Source organism: Lysobacter sp. KACC 24251, from assembly GCF_057747755.1.
On the sequence record NZ_CM173222.1, the window covers coordinates 2,584,887 to 2,603,317 of the forward strand.

The window sequence follows — 18,431 nt, forward strand, 5'->3', positions numbered from 1 at the left end:
CGGTCAGCCCCTGGAAGCCGGGGGCGTGGATGACGCCGTGGCGCCGGCGTCCGCCTGCGGGGCCGGGGCCTTGGCGCCTTCGGCCGCGCGCTGTGTCCCAGGCGTTCCGCCCCCTTCGCCGGGAGCAGCCTTGGCCTCCACGGTCTTCGCGCCTGGGCGCAGCTTGCCGGTGCCGTCCACCACCACGCGGTCGCCGGACTTGAGTCCTTCGATGATTTCCGCCAAACCGTCGCGACGCGCCCCCACCTTCACGTCCGCGCGTTGGGCGGTGCCATCGGCGTCCACCCGGAACACATAACTGGCGTTGCCTACCTGTACCACGGCGATTTCCGGCAGCAGCAGCGCCTGGCGTTCGGGACGGCTCAGGGTGACCTGCAGCAGCATGCCGGGCCGCAACGCGCGGTCGGCATTGGGGAAGTCGCCGCGCACGATGACGGCGCGGGTGGCTTCGTCCAGGCGCGAATCGACCGTGGCCACGCTGCCGTCGAAGGTGCGTCCCGGCCAGGCCACACTGGTGCCGCTCACGCGTTGGCCCGGCGCGACCTGGCCCAGCACCGCCTCCGGCACCGGGAAGTCGACGAATACGCGCGAGGTGTCATCCAAGGTGGTGATGACCGTGCCAGGCGTGACCAGCGCACCGGGGCTGACCTGGCGCAGGCCCAGTACGCCGGAGAACGGCGCCCGGATGACACGGTCGCCCAAGTTTGCGCGGATCTGCGCGACGCGGGCGTTGGCCGCATCGCGGGTGGCACGCTGGCTGTCCAGCGAGGCCCGCGCGATCAATTGCTGCGCCGCGAGTTCTTCCTGGCGCTTGAACAGGCGCTGCGCCTCATTGGCGTTGGCTTGTGCTTCGCTCAGTGCCGCCTGCTGCTGGCGCCCACTCAACGTCACCAGCGCTGCGCCCTTCGGCACCACGTCGCCGCTGTCGAAATGCACGCCGTCCACGGTCTCGCTGACCTTGGCAGTGACGGTGACCGATTCGTGCGCCTTCACCGTGCCCAGCGCCTGGACGGTGTCGTTCCAGGCGCGGGGCTGCAGGACCGTGGTGGTGACGGTGGTCGGCCGGTCACCGCCGCCCTTGCCCGGGCCTTCCTTGTCCCCACCACAGGCGCCGAGGGTGACTCCCAGCGCGAGGACGCAGGCGGCACGGGACAGGGAAGGGATAGGCATGCGTTGGGCCGATTTCGGGCGGGGGACCCCGATTCTAGTAGCAGCTGGTTAACGCCCGCGTAGGACGTTGGTTGACCGTGTGGTCAACCGCCAGATTCGGCCAGCCTGGGGCGACGGCTTCCAACCTCCCTTACGGGTTTGGGCGGCTTTCGGATGCGGGGCGGACGTGACAAGCCCTGAACGGCCCCGGTCGTAGGCTGGTGCACGGGTGGGACTCGGCCTCCCACCGCCCCGTGCCGCGTCATTCCCCCTGACGGCCGGGCCACCGCGCCGGCCCCCGACGACCGAGGTCCCCATGATCCACGACAGCATCCTCGACACCATCGGCCGGACCCCGGTCGTGCGACTCCACCGCATCGGTCCGCAGGGCATCGACCTATACGCCAAGGTCGAGGCATTCAATCCGGGCGGCTCGGTCAAGGACCGACTTGCCATCGCGATCATCCTCGACGCCGAGGCCCAGGGCCTGCTCAAGCCTGGCGACACCGTGGTCGAAGCCACCTCCGGCAACACCGGCGTGGCGCTGGCCATGGTCTGCGCGGCGCGCGGCTACAAGTTCGTGGCGGTGATGACCGAGACCTTCTCGATCGAGCGGCGCAAGCTGATGCGTGCCTACGGGGCCAAGGTCATCCTGACCCCCGCGGCGGAGCGCGGCAGCGGCATGGTCCGGCGCGCCGAGGCGCTGGCCAGTGAACACGGCTGGTTCCTCGCCCGCCAGTTCGCCAATCCGGCCAACCCGGCGTACCACCGCCAGACCACCGCGGCCGAGATCCTGCGCGACTTCGCCGGGCGCCGGCTGGACCATTTCGTCACCGGCTGGGGCACGGGCGGCACCCTGACCGGCGTCGGCGAGGTGCTGAAGGCGGCGCGGCCCGAGGTGCGCATCACCACCTGCGAGCCGGCGGGCGCGGCGATGTTGTCGGGCAAGGAGTGGCAGCCGCACAAGATCCAGGGCTGGACGCCGGACTTCCTGCCCGAGGTGCTCAACCGCAACGTGGCCGACGCGATCCTGCCGATCGACGACGTACTGGCCCGCGATACCGCCCGCCGCCTGGCTGCGGAGGAAGGGTTGTTCGTCGGCATCTCCGCAGGCGCGACCGTGGCCGCGGCGTTGGAAGTGGCGCGCAGCGCCGACCCCGGGACGGCGATCCTGGCGATGCTGCCCGACACCGGCGAGCGCTACCTCAGCACCTTCCTCTTCGAGGACGTGAACGAGGGCTCGGACGACGAGTGGTTGGCGAGCCTGCCCTGATCCCCTAAAGAAAACGCCGGTCGCGAGACCGGCGTTTTCCGTCGTGCAACGTGGCGAGGTCGCTTACGCGGCCTTCCACTCGCCCAGCGCGGCCAGGCCGTTGTCGCGGGCACGCTCGTACACGGTCTGCTGCGCGGCGGCGTAGTTGCCGACCATGTCCTGCGCCCACAGCTTCAGCGCGGCCTGCTGCATGGCGCGGCCGTAGGAGAACGACAGCGGCCACGGCTTCGGGCCCATCTGGTTCATGGCGTTGAGGTGCGCGGTGGCGGCGGTGTCGGACTGGCCGCCCGAGAGGAACACGACGCCCGGCAGGGTGGCCGGCACGGTCGCCTTCAGGCAGTGCAGCGTGGCCGCGGCCACTTCCTCGATGCCAGCCTGCTCGGCGCAGGTGGTGCCCGAGATGACCATCGAGGCCTTGAGGATGGTGCCCTCCAGCATCACGTTGTGCTCGTGCAGCGAGGCGAACAGCGAGCGCAGCGTCACTTCGGTGACGTCGTAGCAGGTGTCGAGATCGTGGTTGCCGTCCATGATCACTTCCGGCTCGACCATCGGCACCAGCCCCTGCTCCTGGCAGAGGGCGGCGTAGCGGGCCAACGCGTGGGTGTTGGCGTCGATGCAGGTGCCCGACGGGGTCTCGTCGCTGATGTTGATCACCGCGCGCCACTTGGCGAAGCGGGCGCCGAGCTTGTAGTACTCCTCAAGGCGGGCACGCAGGCCGTCCAGACCCTCGGTCACCACTTCGCCCGGGAAACCGGCCAGCGGGAAGGTGCCCTTGTCGACCTTGATGCCCGGAATCACGCCGTTGTCCATCATGACCTTGGTGAACGGCACGCCGTCCTTGGTCGACTGGCGGATGGTCTCGTCGAACAGGATCGCGCCGGAGATGTAGTCGCCCAGCTTCGGCGTGGTCAGGAGCAGCTCGCGGTAGGCGCGGCGGTTCTCCTCGGTGCACTCGATGCCGACGCCGTCGAAGCGCTTCTTGCAGGTGGCGTTGGACTCGTCGATGGCGATGATGCCCTTGCCCGGGGCGACCATGGCCAGGGCGGTTTCTGCAAGCTGTTCGATGCTCATGGGATCCTGAAGAAGCGGCTGGGAAAGGCGGGATTATAGCCCGGCCCGGCGCGGGCGTGCCTGCCCGCCCCGCGCAAGTCGTTGGGGAAAAAGCGAAAAGTTCGCCTTCACGGGCCCGCTCGATTCTGGTGGCCGGGTGGTGGGCCCATTCCGCTGGCGGCTTTCGTGGGTCGCCGCCCGTGGTCCGGCTCAGCGGCCCAGTGCTTGGCGCAGCATGGAATTGGCCGCGTCGCGGGTGACCAGCAGCCGCCCGTCGGCCCGCACCCCCGGGAAGAACTGCGGGTCGCGGGCGAACTGGCGTTTGACCAGGGCGATCCGCGTGTAGCACTTGGACAGCGACATCGCGTGGGGACAGCCCAGCAGGTGGTAGAACTCGTGGACCGCGGTGCCTTCGGGTGATTGCAGCAACTGGTTGAGCGTCGCGCGGTTGGCGATGACCATTCCGCGGGTGTGGGTGGTGTCGTCCACCGCCCCGAGGATCTCGGGCATCAGCATGCCGCGCAGGGCGTCGCCGGCGTTGCGGTCGGCGAAGACCACCAACCGGTCGCACGGCGGTTCCAGGTCGCGACGCATCACGTCGTCGAACATGTGCTTGAACGATTGGGCGGGGCGCACCCAGGGCCGCACCCACGGCACGGTCACGCGGATGCCGTAAGGCGTGAACTCGTCGTTGACCGCGGCGATCAGTTCCGCCACGCGGGCGTCGGTCACCCGTGGCGCCTGCAGGATGCACACGCGCATCTCGACCGGCGCACCGTAGTCCACCGTTGCGAGTTCGCGCGTGTGCATGCCGACGGTGGTGCAGCCGGTCAGCAGCATCACCATCGCGCCAGCCAGGGCCACCAGGCCCCGCCACGCGCTTCGGCCGGCACGCTGGCGACCGCCAGCCCGTTCTGACGCACCCACGGCTGCTGCACAGGCCACGGCACTCTCCCCATTCCGGGACATGCCCAGGCCAACGGCCGGGTTGCTGCCGATCGGCCACCGCCATGGCCGGCGGCCGACGAACGGCGGTTACAGCTCGCCCAGGCCCTGGGCGCTGCCGTCCGGCCCCACCTGCAGCAGGCGCAGGGTGTTGGTGGCACCGTGCTGCTCCATGGTGTCGCCGCTGGTGAAGATGACGCGGTCGTCCGGCACCAGGTGGGCCGCATCGAACAACTGGCGGATGGCGCCACGGGCCGCGTCACGCGAGGCCATGCCGCGGCTGTCGAACGCGATCGGGGTCACGTCGCGCATCAGCGCCATGCGCCGGCGCGCGTCGGCATGGCGCGACAGCGCGAACACCGGCGACGGCGCACGGAACCGCGACAGGAAGCGCGCAGTACCGCCGGATTCGGTGAGCGCCACGATGGCGCGCACGCCGATGTGCTCCGACAGGAACATCGCCGCCATGGCGATGGCGTGGTCGGCACGCTCGAGCCCGCGCGGTGCTTCCTCGAAGTCGGTGTCGTGGTTGAACTGGCGCTCCGCGCCCAGGCAGATGCGCGTCAACGCCTCCACCGCCTTGACCGGGTAGCGGCCCGCGGCCGACTCCTGCGACAGCATCACCGCGTCGGTACCGTCGATGACCGCGTTGGCCACGTCCAGCACCTCAGCGCGGGTCGGGATCGGGCTGTCGACCATCGACTGCAGCATCTGCGTGGCGGTGATCACCACGCGGTTGCGCTCCAGCGCCTCGCGGATGATCTTCTTCTGCAGGCCGGGGAGCTCGGCATCGCCGATCTCCACGCCCAGGTCGCCGCGCGCGACCATCACCACGTCGCTGGCATCGACGATTTCGGCAAGGTTCTCGATCGCCTCGGCACGCTCGATCTTGGACACCAGCGCGGCATTGCTGCCGGCTGCACGGGCCACGCGACGGGCCTCGTGCATGTCCTCGGCGGTGCGGCAGAACGATACCGCGATGAAGTCGGCGCCCAGTTCGGCGGCGACCGCAATCAGTTCGCGGTCGCGTTCGGTCAGCGCGCCCAGCGACAGGCCACCACCCAGCTTGTTCAGGCCCTTGCGGTCCGACAACGCGCCGTCATTGAGCACGATGTTGACGATGCGATCGCCCTCCACCGCCTCCACGCGCAGCTGCATCATGCCGTCGTCCAGCAACAGCACGTCGCCGGGCTTCACGTCCCCCGGCAGGCCGAGGTAGCTGACGCCGACTTCCTGCGTGTTGCCCGGCGGTGCGTCGGCGCGGGCCACCAGGTCGAAGCGGTCGCCGGCCTTGAGTTGCACCTTGCCTTCGGCGAAACGCTCGATGCGGATCTTGGGGCCCGGAAGATCGGCCAGGATGCCGACCTCGCGCCCGGCGCGGCCTGCGGCTTCGCGCAGCGCGTGCGCGCGCGCGATCTGGCTGGCCGGATCCCCGTGCGAGAAATTGAGACGGACGCAATCGACGCCGGCGGCGAGGAGCGCATCGAGGACGCCCGGAGCGTCGGTGGCCGGGCCGAGGGTGGCGAGAATCTTGGTGCGTCGAAGCGTCATGGGCATGTCAGACTTTCCTGAATGGACTCACGCTAGCACAGCCCTGCCACCGACTGGATTGAATACGTATGCCTGACGCGATCCCCCCCGAAGCCCGGCGCGATGCGCCCGCATTGCCCGCAGTCGATGCCGGCGGCGTGCGCCTGCGTCCGCACCGGGAAGACGACCTCCAGGACTTCTTCGCGCTGTATTCGGACCCGCAGGTGATGCGCTACTGGAGCTTCCCGGCGTGGACGCACGTCGACCAGGCACGGGAGCGGTTCGCCGGTGCACTCGCTGGGCATGATCCAGCGCGACTGCTGTGCTGGGCGGTGGCAGACGCGGACAGTGATCGCCTCATCGGCGGGATCACCCTGTTCGCCATCAACCTTGAGCAGGGCCGCGCCGAAATCGGCTACGCCCTGCACTCCTCGCAGTGGGGACGCGGCCATGCGCGCAACGTGCTGGGCAAGGTACTCGACCATGCGTTCGGCCCGCTCGGGCTGCGGCGGATCGAGGCCGACATCGATCCGCGCAACGCCGCATCGTGCCGACTGGTCGAGCGGCTGGGATTCGTGCGCGAAGGTCTGCTGCGTGAGCGCTGGCGCGTCGGCGGCGACCTGCAGGATTCAGCGATGTACGGCTTGCTGGCCCGGGAGTGGTTAGGCGCGTCGCGATGACGAGCGACTAGGCAGCCACCAACTGCGGCAATTGCGCGGGCGATGACGCCAGGTGCACCGCACCCGCCGCGCGCAACTCCACCTCGCCGCCGAAGCCCCACAGCACGCCGATGTTGCGCATGCCATGGTGGCGCGCGCCCTCGATGTCCATGTGCCGGTCGCCGATCATCACGCATTGCTCCGGGGGCAACGCCAGCCGGCGCAACGCCTCTTCGATGAGTTCCGGCTTGTGGCTGCGACTGCCGTCGGGCGTCGCGCCGATGACATCCTCGAACAGGTGGCCGAACGGCAGGTGCGCCGCGATCTTGCGCGCGTGTGGCTCGTTCTTGGCGGTGACGATGGCCAGGCGGTGGCCAGCGGCATGCAGCGAGCGCACGGCCTCATCGATACCGGCATACAACTCATGCTCGGCCCAGCCGTGGGTCTCGAATCGCTCGCGGTAGTGTTCCACCGCCTGTTCCACCCGCGCCGCGTCATGCAGCAAGGGCGCGAAACTGGTGCGCAGCGAGGGGCCGATCCAGCGTCGCAGTTCCTCGTGCGGAGGTACCTCCAGGCCCATGCACAAGAGTGCATGCGCGACGCAGCGGGTGATGCCGACGGCCGAGTTGATCAGCGTGCCGTCCATGTCGAAGAACAGCGTGGGCGCGGGATGTGCCATCGGAACCTCTGGGTGGGGAAACGCGGCGGGCCGGTCTGCACCGGCCCGCCGCGTGATCGTTGCCGTCAATCGGCGCCGCGCAGGTGCGGTCCGACTCAGGCGCGCGCCTTGAGCGCCGTCACTGCCGGCAGTTCTTTGCCTTCCAGGAATTCGAGGAACGCGCCACCGCCGGTGGAGATGTAGGACACCTCCTGCTCGATGCCGTACTTGTCCACGGCCGCCAGCGTGTCGCCGCCGCCGGCGATGGAGAATGCCTCCGACGCCGCGATCGCTCGCGCCAGCACCTCGGTGCCCTTGCCGAACGCGTCGAACTCGAACACGCCTACCGGGCCATTCCACACCACCGTGCCCGCCTTTGCGATCAGCGCGGCGTAGGCAGCGGCCGTGTCCGGACCGATGTCGAGAATCATGTCGTCGGCCGCGACGGCGTCGACCGCCTTGACCGTGGCCGGTGCGTCGGCGGCGAACGCCGGGGCGACCACCACGTCCGTCGGCACCGGTATGTCGGCGCCGCGGGCCTTGGCATCGGCCATGATCTGCTTGGCGGTATCGATGAGGTCCATTTCGACCAGCGACTTGCCGACCGAATGACCCATGGCGGCGATGAAGGTGTTGGCGATGCCGCCCCCGACGATCAGCTGGTCGACCTTGCCCACGAGCGAGGACAGCAACTCCAGCTTGGTGCTGACCTTGCTGCCGGCGACGATCGCCAGCAGCGGGCGCGCCGGATGCTCCAGTGCCTTGGCCAGCGCATCCAGTTCCGCCATCAGCAGTGGTCCGCCGGCGGCGACCTTGGCGAAGCGGATCGCGCCGTGGGTCGAGGCCTGCGCGCGGTGCGCAGTACCGAAGGCGTCCATGACATAGACGTCGCACAGCGCGGCGTACTTTTTCGACAGGGCTTCATCGTCCTTGCCCTCGCCGACGTTCATGCGGCAGTTTTCCAGCAGCACCAGCTGGCCCGGCTGCACGTCCACGCCATCGACCCAGTCCTTGACCAGCGGCACGTCGATGCCCAGCAGTTCGGACAGGCGCTTGGCCACCGGTGCCAGCGAGTCGGCCTCGGACCACACGCCCTCCTTCGGGCGGCCCAGGTGCGAGGTGACCATCACGGCCGCACCCTTCTCCAGCGCCAGCTTCATCGTCGGCAGCGAGGCGGTGATGCGCTGCTCGGAAGTGATGCGGCCGTCCTCGATGGGCACGTTGAGGTCTTCACGGATCAACACTCGCTTGCCGGCGAGGTCGAGGTCGGTCATGCGGACGATGGACATGGGCGGTTCCGGTGGATGGCTAGTGGGGGGACCGGGGGCTCGCCCGGCATCAGCCGGCTATTGTCCCGCCCGCTCGCCCGGGGGGCAAACACTCACCTCTCCCGCAAGCACCGGAGGATCCCGGGTAGGGGGGAGGGGCGTCCGACGCGTTCTAGGGGTTTGCACGACCCCGTCTGGCGCTGCCAACCGGGAGCAAGGCATCCGCGCCGGCCTGGTACTTCGGGGAGGCAGGCGCAGCACGGCGGAAACGCCGTCGTCGGACACCGCAGGATGTGGCGGTCCGGCTGGACGTCCCCACACGGCCGTGGGGGCCCAGGGCGGCAGGACGCGCGCCCGCGCCGGAAGGAACCCGGCGTCGCAGAGCCAGGAAGGCGGGGAACCGGCGGGACGCCGGCGGGAGGGCGGCAGGGATGCCGCTGCCCCATTCGAACGCGTGTTGATGCACAGCGCCGCACCCCAACGCCGGGCCAGCGCAGGCCTGCCGGATGACGCGAACTCAGCGCCCGGAACCGACCACCGGCAATCCGAGCGAACGCGCCCCCACGCCCCCATTGAGCCCCAGCCCGTAACGCAGGCTCTGGCCGATGCGCTCGGCGTAGTGGTTGAACTGCGTCGCGTCCTCGGGCGACAGCACCTCGGCCGTGGTCTCGCGCCACAGCGCCAGCCACTGGTCGAAATGCTCGTGACGGATGGGATGGCCGTGGTGCTTGGCCATCGGGTTGCCGCGGTAGGAACCGGCCTTGAGCGCCACCGACGCCCAGAACGAGGTCAGCGTGCGCTGGTGGTCGTCCCAGTCATGCACGGCCGCGTTGAACACCGGTCCGAGTTCGGGATGCCGGCGCACCTTGGCGTAGAAGTGGTCGACGAGTTGGGCGATCTGCGCCTCGTCCAGCGCGACGTTGTCTTCGGAGTTGGATGTCATGCCATGTCCATTCTACGAAGAAGCCCCGCAGATGCGGGGCTTCCGGGGTGCTCCAGTCAGCGGGCGTTGCGGCTTACTTGCCAGCGACGACCTTGACCATCTCCAGGCACTTGTTGGAGTAGCCCCACTCGTTGTCGTACCAGCTGACCAGCTTGACGAAGGTGCCATCCAGCGCGATGCCGGCCTCGGCGTCGAAGATCGAGGTGCGGGTGTCGCCGCGGAAGTCGGTGGCGACGACCTTGTCCTCGGTGTAGCCGAGGATGCCCTTCAGCGCGCCTTCCGACTGGGCCTTCATCTCGGCGCAGATCTCGGCGTAAGTGGCCGGCTTCTCCAGCTCGACGGTCAGGTCGACGACCGACACGTCCGAGGTCGGCACGCGGAACGACATGCCGGTGAGCTTCTTGTTGAGCTCGGGGATCACCACGCCCACGGCCTTGGCGGCACCGGTGGACGACGGGATGATGTTCTCGAGGATGCCGCGGCCGCCGCGCCAGTCCTTGTTGGACGGGCCGTCGACGGTCTTCTGCGTGGCGGTGGCGGCATGCACGGTGGTCATCAGGCCGCGCTTGATGCCCCACTTGTCGTTCAGCACCTTGGCCACCGGCGCGAGGCAGTTGGTGGTGCACGAGGCGTTGGAGATGATGGCCTCGCCGTTGTACTTGGCGTGGTTCACGCCGTACACGAACATCGGCGTGTCGTCCTTGGACGGGGCCGACAGCACGACCTTCTTCGCGCCCGCATCAAGGTGCTTCTGCGCGGTGGCCTTGTCCAGGAACAGGCCGGTGGACTCGATGACCACGTCGGCGCCGACTTCGTCCCACTTCAGGTTGGCCGGGTCGCGCTCCTGGGTCAGGCGGATCTTCTTGCCGTTGACGACCAGGGTGTTGCCCTCGACCGACACGTCGCCGTCGAAGCGACCATGCACCGAGTCGTACTTCAGCATGTACGCCAGGTAGTCCGGCTCCAGCAGATCGTTGATGGCCACGATCTCGATGTCGTTGCCGAAATTCTGCACGGCCGAGCGCAGCACGTTACGGCCAATGCGGCCGAAACCGTTGATACCAACCTTGATCGCCATTACCGGGGCTCCTGAGTGGGGCGAGCTTGAGAAACCGCCATTTTACCCCATCCCGGCGGCCCCTGCCCCGTGGCCGGGGTGCCGGGGCCCGCCTACCAGCCTTCGCGGAGTACCGGCTTGATCCGCGTCAAACAAGCACTTGACGATGATCAAGCGCGCGTTGGAACCGCTGCGGACAATGACGCCAACCGATTTCCCACGTCATCTCCCACAGAGGTTTGCACATGAAGTTCCGCACATCCGCCCTTGCCCTCGCCCTCGTCCTCGGCGGCGCCGCTACCCCGGCCCTGGCCCAGTCCGCCGGCACCTGGACCGTTGGCATCGGCGCCCACCAGGTCAACCCGAAGTCCGACAACGGCACGCTCGCTGGCGGCGCCCTGCCGGTCGAAGTCGAGAGCAATGTCCGCCCGACCTTCACCGGCGAATACTTCGTCGCCGACAACCTTGGCATCGAGGTGCTGGCTTCGCTGCCGTTCAAGCACGACATCGCCATCGACGGCCTGGGCACCGTGGGCGAGGCCAAGCACCTGCCGCCGACCGTGTCGCTGCAGTACCACTTCGGCCAGGGCAAGGTGAAGCCGTTCGTGGGCGCCGGCGTGAACTACACCAAGTTCTTCAGCGAGGAGACCTCGGGCGCGCTGGAAGGCGCGGACCTGGAGTTGAGCGCCTCTTGGGGCCTGGCCGCGCACGCTGGCGTCGACTTCAAGGTCGGCGACAAGGGCGCGATCCGCGTCGACGCGCGTTGGATCGACATCGACAGCGACGTGTCCGTGGAAGGACAGGACCTGGGCACGGTCAACATCGACCCGCTGGTTTACGGCGCGGCCTACGTGTTCTCGTTCTGAGCCCCCTGCCCTGACCAAGGTCAGGGCTGCCCCGAGGGGCCATGTCCGCTACCCTTGCGGACATGGCCCTTCGTCTTTCTGCTTCCTACTCCCCCGTTCCGCGCTCCGGCGTCCTGAAGTGCGCCGCATTGGTCGTCGCCTTGCTGGCGACCGTCCCCGGCACGGCCTTGGCCTGGGGCGCGATGGGACACCGACTGGTGGCTGCGCTGGCGGCGGACGAATTGACGCCCGCGGCCAGCGCCGAAGTCGCCACGCTGCTAGAGGGTGAAGCCAATCCCAGCCTGCCTGGCATCGCGGCCTGGGCGGATGACCTGCGCAAGCACGATCCGGACCTGGGCAGGCGCAGCAGTCGCTGGCATTTCGTCAATCTCGGCGAACAACAGTGCACCTACGAGCCGGCACGCGACTGCCCCGACGGCGATTGCGTGGTGGGCGCGCTGGAGTCGCAGGTCGCCATCCTCGCCGACCGCCAACGCAGCCGCGCCGAGCGCGCGCAGGCCCTGAAGTTCGTGGTGCATTTCGTCGGTGACGTGCACCAGCCGCTGCATGCCGGCTACCTGCGCGACAAGGGTGGCAACACGGTGCAGGTGAATTTCGACGGCAAGGGCACGAACCTGCATTCGCTGTGGGACAGCAAGCTGCTGGCCGCGGCATCGCTGGACGAGACGGCGTACCTGGAGCGCCTGCGCGCCCTCCCCATGGTGGTGCCGGTGCCGGCACGGGCGCTGCCGCCGGACAGCGCCTCCTGGGCGCGGCAGTCGTGCAGCATCGCCACCCGGGCGGGGGTCTACCCGCCGTCTGCCAAGCTGCCGGCCGATTACGCCGACACGTGGCGGCCGGTGCTGGAAGAGCGACTGCGTCGGGCCGGCACCGAACTGGCGTGGGTGCTCAACGCCGCGCTGTCGCCCTGAAGGCGGCTCAGCACTCCGAAACGCAGCGGCCTTCGTCGGACGCCAATACCGTCTTCGCCTTGGCCTCGGTGCTGGCCATGCCCGCCTCGCGACCCAGCGCCAGCGCGGCTTCGGGCTCCAGCCCTCCGTGGCGCACCAGCGCCACCGACAACAGTCCACCGACACGATTGCCCGACGCGCAGTGCACCACCACCGGACCCTTGGCGGCCTGGAGCAGCGACCACAGCCGGTCGGCATTCTCGGCCGTGATGCCTTCGGCGCCGGCCACCGGGATCTGGTGGTAGGCCATGCCTGCCGCCCGCACCTCGGCGGCTTCATCACGCCCGGCGAGTTCAGCTTCGGGGCGCAGGTTGATCACGGTGCCCACGCCGGCAGCAGACAGCGCCGCCCATGCATCCGCAGCGGGCTGGCCGCCGGTGTAGAGGCCAGGGCGCGGCTGGCGCAGACCCGGAAGCTCGGGGCCAGCGACGGCTTGGCGTTCGACCACGCTGGCCGGCTCCGGCGCAGCGCTGGAGACGGCCTCCGGCGCGGACGCGCACGCGGCGCACAGCGCAGCCGCCAGCAGGCCCGACATCACGATGGGGGCATGGGTGCGTTGGGTCACGGCGCGTTCTCCTATGGGTGCGGTGCAGATTGAATGCGGAAGCCGGAGGCGCAAAGGCGATTGATCCGGGTCGATTGACCCGAGCTCCCGCGAAATCTTCGCCCTACGGCAATTCTACGTCCGAGCGGTGAGGTGCTGTTGCGTCCAGCGCACGATGTCGGCGGCGCCCATCGCGCCGGCTTGCCTCCCCAGCTCCCGGCCACGGTGAAACAGCGCCAATGTGGGGATGCTGCGCACGGCAAACTGCTGCCCCAACGTCGGCTCGTTCTGCGTATTGACCTTGGCCAGGCGCACGTGCGGCTCCAGCATCGTCGCGGCCTGCTCGAACTGCGGTGCCATCATCCGGCACGGCCCGCACCAGGGCGCCCAGAAATCCACCAGCAACGGGACGTCGCTGCGGGTGTAATGCGTGGCAAAGTGATCCACGCCCAGCTCCAGCGGCCGCCCATCGAACAGCGCGCGGTGGCAGCGACCACAGGCCGGCGCTTCACCCAGCCGCGCGGATGGCACCCGATTGAGCGCATGGCAATGCGGGCAGGCGATGTGCAACGACTCGCTCATGAACCCGCCTCGAAGCTCTTGTCGCCCAGCAGCGTGCGACCGTGCGCGTCCTTCACCGTGACTTCCACCTCGATGCCATGGCGCACGCTTTCGGTCACGGTGCAGAAATTCTCGAACTGGTCGAGGATGCGCTCCAGGTGCTGGTAATCCTCGTTGCCTTCGGGCAACTGCAGGGTGACGAACGCCTTCGGGATCCGCAGCCGACCGTCGGCGTTGCGCGACGGCGTCGCGGTGATCTCCGCGCGCAACGTACCCGGCTGGTTCTTGTACTTGCGCAGCGCAAACAGCAGGCTGGCACTGAGGCAATTGGCGATGCTCGCCAGCAGCAGGCGCGAAGGCGTAGGGCCGCGGTCGCTGCCCAGCGGCGAGGCCTCATCGGCCAACAACGGGTCCAGCGACGTTTCGTCGAACTGGATCCGAAAGGCGTAGTCGCGGTCCTGCTCCAGCGTGATGCGGATCGGGGATTCGGCGCTCATTGGTGATTCTCCTTGGGGACACGCAAACATCACTCGCAGGGAATTGCACAATCGGCCACCGGGCGCGGCGGCGTCAGTCGGGTCGGTCAGGCCACCTGCCCTGTCCTCCGCTCGCGGACGGACAGCAGCGCGTAGTACAGCAATGGAATCACAACCAGCGTCAACACGGTGCTGACGAGGATGCCGAAGATCAACGACACGGCCAGGCCGTTGAAGATCGGGTCGTCGAGGATGAAGAACGCGCCCATCATCGCCGCCACACCGGTCAGCACGATCGGCTTGGCGCGCACCGCGCAGGCGTCCACGACTGCTTCAGCCAACGGCACGCCGCGTGCGGTTTCCTGGTTGATGAAATCAACCAGCAGGATCGAGTTGCGCACGATGATGCCGGCCAGCGCGATCATGCCGATCATGCTGGTGGCGGTGAACTGCGCGCCCAGCAGGGCGTGCCCCGGCATCACGCCGATCACGGTCAGTGGGATCGGTGCCATGATCACCAGCGGCACCACGTAGCTGCGGAACTGCGCCACCACCAGCAGGTAGATCAGCACCATGCCGGCGGCGTAGGCGATGCCCATGTCGCGGAAGGTCTCATACGTGATCTGCCATTCGCCGTCCCACTTGATGGCGAAGCCACTGGTGTCTTCCGGCTGGGCAATGAAGGTCTGTGCCAGCGTCTGGCCGCCGACCTGGTGCTCGGTCACCTGCCCCACGAGGTCGAACATGCCGTACAGCGGGCTGTCCAGCGCGCCTGCTTCGTCGCCCATGACGTACACCACGGGCAGCAGATCCTTGTGGTGGATGGCGCCATCCCACGTCGCCTTGCGCACGGTCACCAGCTCGGACAACGGGACCAGCTGGCCCTGGCCACCGCGAACCTTCACCGCGAGCAGGCGATCGGAGCTGGCCTGTTCGCCCGGCGGTAGGCGCAGGCGGACCGGCCGCGGGTACTTGGACGTGCCATCGTGAATGTAGGTGGCGTCGAAACCCGCCACGGCGGCGGCCAGCGCGTCACTGATCGCGGCCTGCGACACGCCCAGGCGTGCGGCCCGGGCGCGGTCGACCACCATGATCTCGCGCGGCGCATCGGACTCGACGCTGGTGTCCACGTCGACGATGCCTTCGGTCTTGAGGAAACGCTGCTCGAGGTCCTTGGCGAGCCTGCGGCTGGTGGCGTAATCCGGGCCATAGATTTCCGCCACCAGTGGCGACAGCACTGGGGGCCCGGGCGGCACTTCCACCACCTTCACCGAAGCACCATGGCTACGGCCGATCTCCGAGAGCATCGGGCGCAGCTCGCGTGCGATGTCGTGGCTCTGGCGATCGCGCTCGTGCTTGTCCACCAGATTGACCTGCAGGTCACCCACGTTGCTGCCGCTGCGCAGGAAGTACTGGCGCACCAGTCCGTTGAAGTTGATGGGTGCGGCGGTGCCGGCATAGCCCTGGTAGTCGAGCACTTCAGGGACGTTGTCGAGCACCGTGGCCAGCTCGGTCAGCAGCGCGTTGGTGTCTTCCAGCGTGCGGCCTTCGGGCAGGTCGACGATTACCTGCAGCTCCGACTTGTTGTCGAACGGCAGCATCTTCATCACCACCAGCTGGAACACCGCCAGCGATGCGGCCAGCACCACCAGCGCGGCCATGCCGCCGAACAGCATCAGCCGGCGGCGCCCACCTGTCCTCGGGTCCAGGAACGGGCGCATGACCCGACCGAACAGCCGGTGCAACCAGGTGTCTTGGCTCTCGGGCGCATGGCCGCCATCACCGCGGCCCGGGACATGGCGGCCCAGCAGCTTGAGCGACAGCCACGGTGTGACGATCAGCGCGATCGCCAGCGACAGCAGCATGCCCACCGAGGCGTTGATCGGGATCGGCCGCATGTACGGACCCATCAGCCCCGACACGAACGCCATCGGCATCAGCGCGGCGATGACGGTGAACGTGGCGAGGATGGTGGGACCGCCGACTTCGTCCACGGCGGGCGGGATGGCCTCGCGCAGGCTCTTGCCGCCCTGGGTCATGTGGCGGTGGATGTTCTCCACCACCACGATCGCATCGTCGACCAGGATGCCGATCGAGAAGATCAGCGCGAACAGCGACACGCGGTTGAGGGTAAAGCCCATCGCCCACGACGCGAACAGGGTCAGGGCCAGCGTCAGGATCACCGCGCTGCCGACCACGATGGCCTCGCGCCAGCCCAGCGCGAACAGCACCAACAGAACCACCGAGCCGGTGGCGAAGACCAGCTTCTGGATCAGCTTCTGCGCCTTGTCGGACGCGGTGAGGCCGTAGTCGCGGGTGACGGTGACGTTGATGCCCTCGGGAATCAACTCGCCCTTGAGTTGCTCCACCCGCCGGGTGGCGGCGGTGGTGATGTCGGCGGCGTTGCTGCCGGGCTTCTTGGCGATCGCGATCGTCACCGCGGGCGCGATGCCCTCGGCGGGACCGCCCTTGCCAGCGGGCGAGCCGTGCCACGCGTAGCGGCTGGCGATGTCGCCGCCGGCGCGGATTTCGGCCACGTCGGACAGGCGCAACGGTTGGCCACCGGACAGGCCGATGACCAGGTCGCGCACTTCGTCGGCACTGGCGAGGAAGGTGCCGGCGGTGACGGGCACCGTCCTGCCGTCGCCTACACGCTCGCCTACCTGTTGCACCGCGTTGGCGGCACGCAGCGCCTGGCCGAGGTCTGCCACGGTGAGTCCGTAGCTGGCGAGCTTGGCCGGATCCAGCGTCACCGACACGACGCGGTCGGGCGCGCCGATGGTGTAGACGTCGCGGCTGCCGGGAATGCGTTTGAGCTCGGTTTCAAGCGTGTGCGCGACTTCGGCCAGTTCGCTGGCGCCCCGCTGCGGATCATCGGTCCACAGCGTCAGTGCCATCACCGGCACGTCGTCGATGCCCTTGGGCTTGATCAGCGGCTGGCCCACGCCCATGCCCGGCGGCAGCCAGTCCTGGTTGGAATAGACCTGGTTGTACAGGCGCACGATCGCCGGCTGGCGCTCCACTCCCACGGTGTATTCCACGGTGAGCACGGCCATGCCGGGGCGGCTGACCGAGTACACGTGCTTGACGCCCTCGATCTCCGAAAGCTTCTGTTCCAGCGGCGTGCTGATCAGTTGCTCGACGTCGCGTGCGCTCGCGCCGGCGAACGGGACGAACACGTTGGCCATGGTCACGTCGATCTGCGGCTCTTCCTCCTGCGGCGTGATGAGCACCGCCACCAGGCCCAGCAAGAGGCCGAGGATCGCGAGGATCGGCGTGAGGGGGTTGGCCTGGAACGCCGCTGCCAAACGCCCGGACAGGCCGAAGCGGTTGCGCGGTTCAGTCATGACCGCGCTCCGCGTAGCTCGTTGCGGCGGCTTTGCGCTGCGCGGCCATGGCCTGCACCGCGGCCAAGGGGTCCGCAGCGACCACGTCGCCGGCCTTCAGGCCCGCCAGCACCTCGACGCGATCGCCGCTGCGCTGCCCAAGCCGCACCTGGCGCAGTGCGATGCGGTTGGCCGCGATGACATACACGCCGCTGACCTCCCCGCGCTGTACCAGTGCGCCGACGGGAATGCTGACCACGGCGGTGTCGGCGCGGATGGTAATCGGGAACAGCACCTTGGCGGTGACACCCGGAGCCGGCGCCTTCTGCATGTCGGGCAGCGTCACGCGCACGCCGACGCTGTGCGTCGCGGGATCGGCGGCGGGGAACACCACCACTTCGGCGGCGTCGACGGTGCGGCCGTCGGCCAAGGCCACGCGTGCGCGGTTTGCGGCGCGTATGGCCTCGGCCTCTGACTGCGGCACCTGCACGTCGATGCGCAGCGCTCCCGGCGCATACACCGCGATCAGCGGCTGTCCCGGGGCAACGCTCTCGCCCGGCTCCACGCGTCGTGCACTGACGAGGCCAGCGAAAGGTGCGCGCACCACGGTGTACTCGGTCTGCTGGCTGGCCTGCGCCACCTGCGCACGCGCGGCATCGCGCGCGGCGACCGCACTGTCGCGCGCGGCGCGGGCCTGGTCGATCTGCGAGCGGGACACATACTGCCCACTCGCCAACGCGGCGTAACGGCGGTAATTGGCCTCCGCTTCCGAGGCCGCAGCCTCGGCGGCGCGCAACTGCGCGCGCGCGGTGTTGGCGCCGGCTTCCTGCTCGACCGCGGTTAGCCGCAGCAGCACGTCACCCTTGGCCACCCGGTCGTTGACGTCCACGTTGACCACGGTCACGCGGCCGGCGGTCTGTGCGGTGAGGTCGGCCTGCTGCACCGCTTCCACCACGCCGTCCCAGCTGCGTCCCGCTGCGTCGGCGCTGGCACCAACGGTCAGGGTCTGCAGCTGGGGCAGCGGCGGCAATCTGGGCGCGGTGGGTTCGCTGCCGCAGGCCGCCAGGACCAGCAACGCGGAGGCGATCAGGAAGGTACGCAAGGGCTTCATGGAAAGTGCAATCCGGGGGGAAGGGACCGCCCGCTTCTTGCGGAACGGGTGAACCATGGGGGGCA

Annotated in this window: 17 protein-coding genes; 4 read left to right on the top strand and 13 right to left on the bottom strand. The window is 68.8% G+C overall.

Annotated elements, in window-relative coordinates:
* Positions 1–3: 3 nt before the first annotated feature.
* Positions 4–1,170: an efflux RND transporter periplasmic adaptor subunit gene (locus AC3ARF_RS12030; RefSeq protein WP_498928229.1), complete on the bottom strand. Its 1,167-nt coding sequence runs from the start codon at positions 1,168–1,170 to the stop codon at positions 4–6.
* A 295-nt stretch (positions 1,171–1,465) separates the two neighbouring features.
* Here AC3ARF_RS12030 and cysK point away from each other — a divergent pair, with 295 nt between their 5' ends.
* Positions 1,466–2,422, top strand: coding sequence for a cysteine synthase A (gene cysK, locus AC3ARF_RS12035; RefSeq protein ID WP_498928230.1), 957 nt, complete (start codon positions 1,466–1,468; stop codon positions 2,420–2,422).
* 63 nt (positions 2,423–2,485) lie between these two features.
* Here cysK and AC3ARF_RS12040 read toward each other — a convergent pair whose 3' ends face one another.
* The 3 genes from AC3ARF_RS12040 to pyk form a co-directional block, all read right to left on the bottom strand.
* On the bottom strand, positions 2,486–3,493 hold the full coding sequence (locus AC3ARF_RS12040; protein WP_498928232.1) for a class I fructose-bisphosphate aldolase: 1,008 nt from the start codon (positions 3,491–3,493) through the stop codon (positions 2,486–2,488).
* Positions 3,494–3,682: 189 nt separating this feature from the next.
* Positions 3,683–4,441, bottom strand: a complete 759-nt coding sequence (locus tag AC3ARF_RS12045) for a hypothetical protein (protein ID WP_498928234.1) — start codon at positions 4,439–4,441, stop codon at positions 3,683–3,685.
* A 66-nt stretch (positions 4,442–4,507) separates the two neighbouring features.
* Positions 4,508–5,974, bottom strand: coding sequence for a pyruvate kinase (pyk, locus tag AC3ARF_RS12050; protein WP_498928236.1), 1,467 nt, complete (start codon positions 5,972–5,974; stop codon positions 4,508–4,510).
* Positions 5,975–6,036: 62 nt separating this feature from the next.
* On the opposite strand from pyk, the gene AC3ARF_RS12055 reads away from it, so the two are divergent.
* Positions 6,037–6,627: a GNAT family N-acetyltransferase gene (locus AC3ARF_RS12055; protein WP_498928238.1), complete on the top strand. Its 591-nt coding sequence runs from the start codon at positions 6,037–6,039 to the stop codon at positions 6,625–6,627.
* 7 nt (positions 6,628–6,634) lie between these two features.
* On the opposite strand, the gene AC3ARF_RS12060 is transcribed toward AC3ARF_RS12055, so the two are convergent.
* The 4 genes from AC3ARF_RS12060 to gap all read right to left on the bottom strand — a co-directional run bounded on the left by AC3ARF_RS12060 (position 6,635) and on the right by gap (position 10,553).
* Positions 6,635–7,285 (bottom strand): HAD-IIIA family hydrolase, encoded by a 651-nt coding sequence (locus AC3ARF_RS12060; RefSeq protein WP_498928240.1) that lies wholly within the window; start codon positions 7,283–7,285, stop codon positions 6,635–6,637.
* A gap of 95 nt (positions 7,286–7,380) precedes the next feature.
* Positions 7,381–8,553 carry a phosphoglycerate kinase gene (locus AC3ARF_RS12065; protein ID WP_498928241.1) on the bottom strand — a complete coding sequence of 391 codons (1,173 nt, stop codon included), beginning with the start codon at positions 8,551–8,553 and terminating at the stop codon, positions 7,381–7,383.
* A 496-nt stretch (positions 8,554–9,049) separates the two neighbouring features.
* Positions 9,050–9,475 carry a group III truncated hemoglobin gene (locus AC3ARF_RS12070; protein ID WP_498928243.1) on the bottom strand — a complete coding sequence of 142 codons (426 nt, stop codon included), beginning with the start codon at positions 9,473–9,475 and terminating at the stop codon, positions 9,050–9,052.
* 73 nt (positions 9,476–9,548) lie between these two features.
* Positions 9,549–10,553, bottom strand: coding sequence for a type I glyceraldehyde-3-phosphate dehydrogenase (gap, locus tag AC3ARF_RS12075; RefSeq protein WP_498928245.1), 1,005 nt, complete (start codon positions 10,551–10,553; stop codon positions 9,549–9,551).
* A 224-nt stretch (positions 10,554–10,777) separates the two neighbouring features.
* Between gap and AC3ARF_RS12080 the strand changes: the two genes are divergently transcribed.
* Positions 10,778–11,398 carry an OmpW/AlkL family protein gene (locus tag AC3ARF_RS12080; RefSeq protein WP_498928247.1) on the top strand — a complete coding sequence of 207 codons (621 nt, stop codon included), beginning with the start codon at positions 10,778–10,780 and terminating at the stop codon, positions 11,396–11,398.
* A 182-nt stretch (positions 11,399–11,580) separates the two neighbouring features.
* Entirely contained in the window at positions 11,581–12,309 is a 729-nt protein-coding gene (locus tag AC3ARF_RS12085) for a S1/P1 nuclease (RefSeq protein WP_498931869.1), read from the top strand.
* 7 nt (positions 12,310–12,316) lie between these two features.
* On the opposite strand, the gene AC3ARF_RS12090 is transcribed toward AC3ARF_RS12085, so the two are convergent.
* From AC3ARF_RS12090 to AC3ARF_RS12110, 5 genes are all read right to left on the bottom strand, one after another.
* Entirely contained in the window at positions 12,317–12,913 is a 597-nt protein-coding gene (locus tag AC3ARF_RS12090; protein WP_498928249.1) for a protein tyrosine phosphatase family protein, read from the bottom strand.
* Positions 12,914–13,027: 114 nt separating this feature from the next.
* Positions 13,028–13,474: a thioredoxin TrxC gene (gene trxC, locus AC3ARF_RS12095; protein ID WP_498928250.1), complete on the bottom strand. Its 447-nt coding sequence runs from the start codon at positions 13,472–13,474 to the stop codon at positions 13,028–13,030.
* Positions 13,471–13,950, bottom strand: a complete 480-nt coding sequence (locus tag AC3ARF_RS12100; protein WP_498928252.1) for an OsmC family protein — start codon at positions 13,948–13,950, stop codon at positions 13,471–13,473. The genes trxC and AC3ARF_RS12100 overlap by 4 nt, the downstream gene beginning before the upstream one ends.
* 86 nt (positions 13,951–14,036) lie before the next feature.
* Entirely contained in the window at positions 14,037–17,276 is a 3,240-nt protein-coding gene (locus AC3ARF_RS12105; RefSeq protein WP_498928254.1) for an efflux RND transporter permease subunit, read from the bottom strand.
* Positions 17,269–18,366 carry an efflux RND transporter periplasmic adaptor subunit gene (locus AC3ARF_RS12110; RefSeq protein WP_498928256.1) on the bottom strand — a complete coding sequence of 366 codons (1,098 nt, stop codon included), beginning with the start codon at positions 18,364–18,366 and terminating at the stop codon, positions 17,269–17,271. Before AC3ARF_RS12110 ends, AC3ARF_RS12105 begins: the two co-directional genes overlap by 8 nt.
* Positions 18,367–18,431 lie beyond the last annotated feature (65 nt).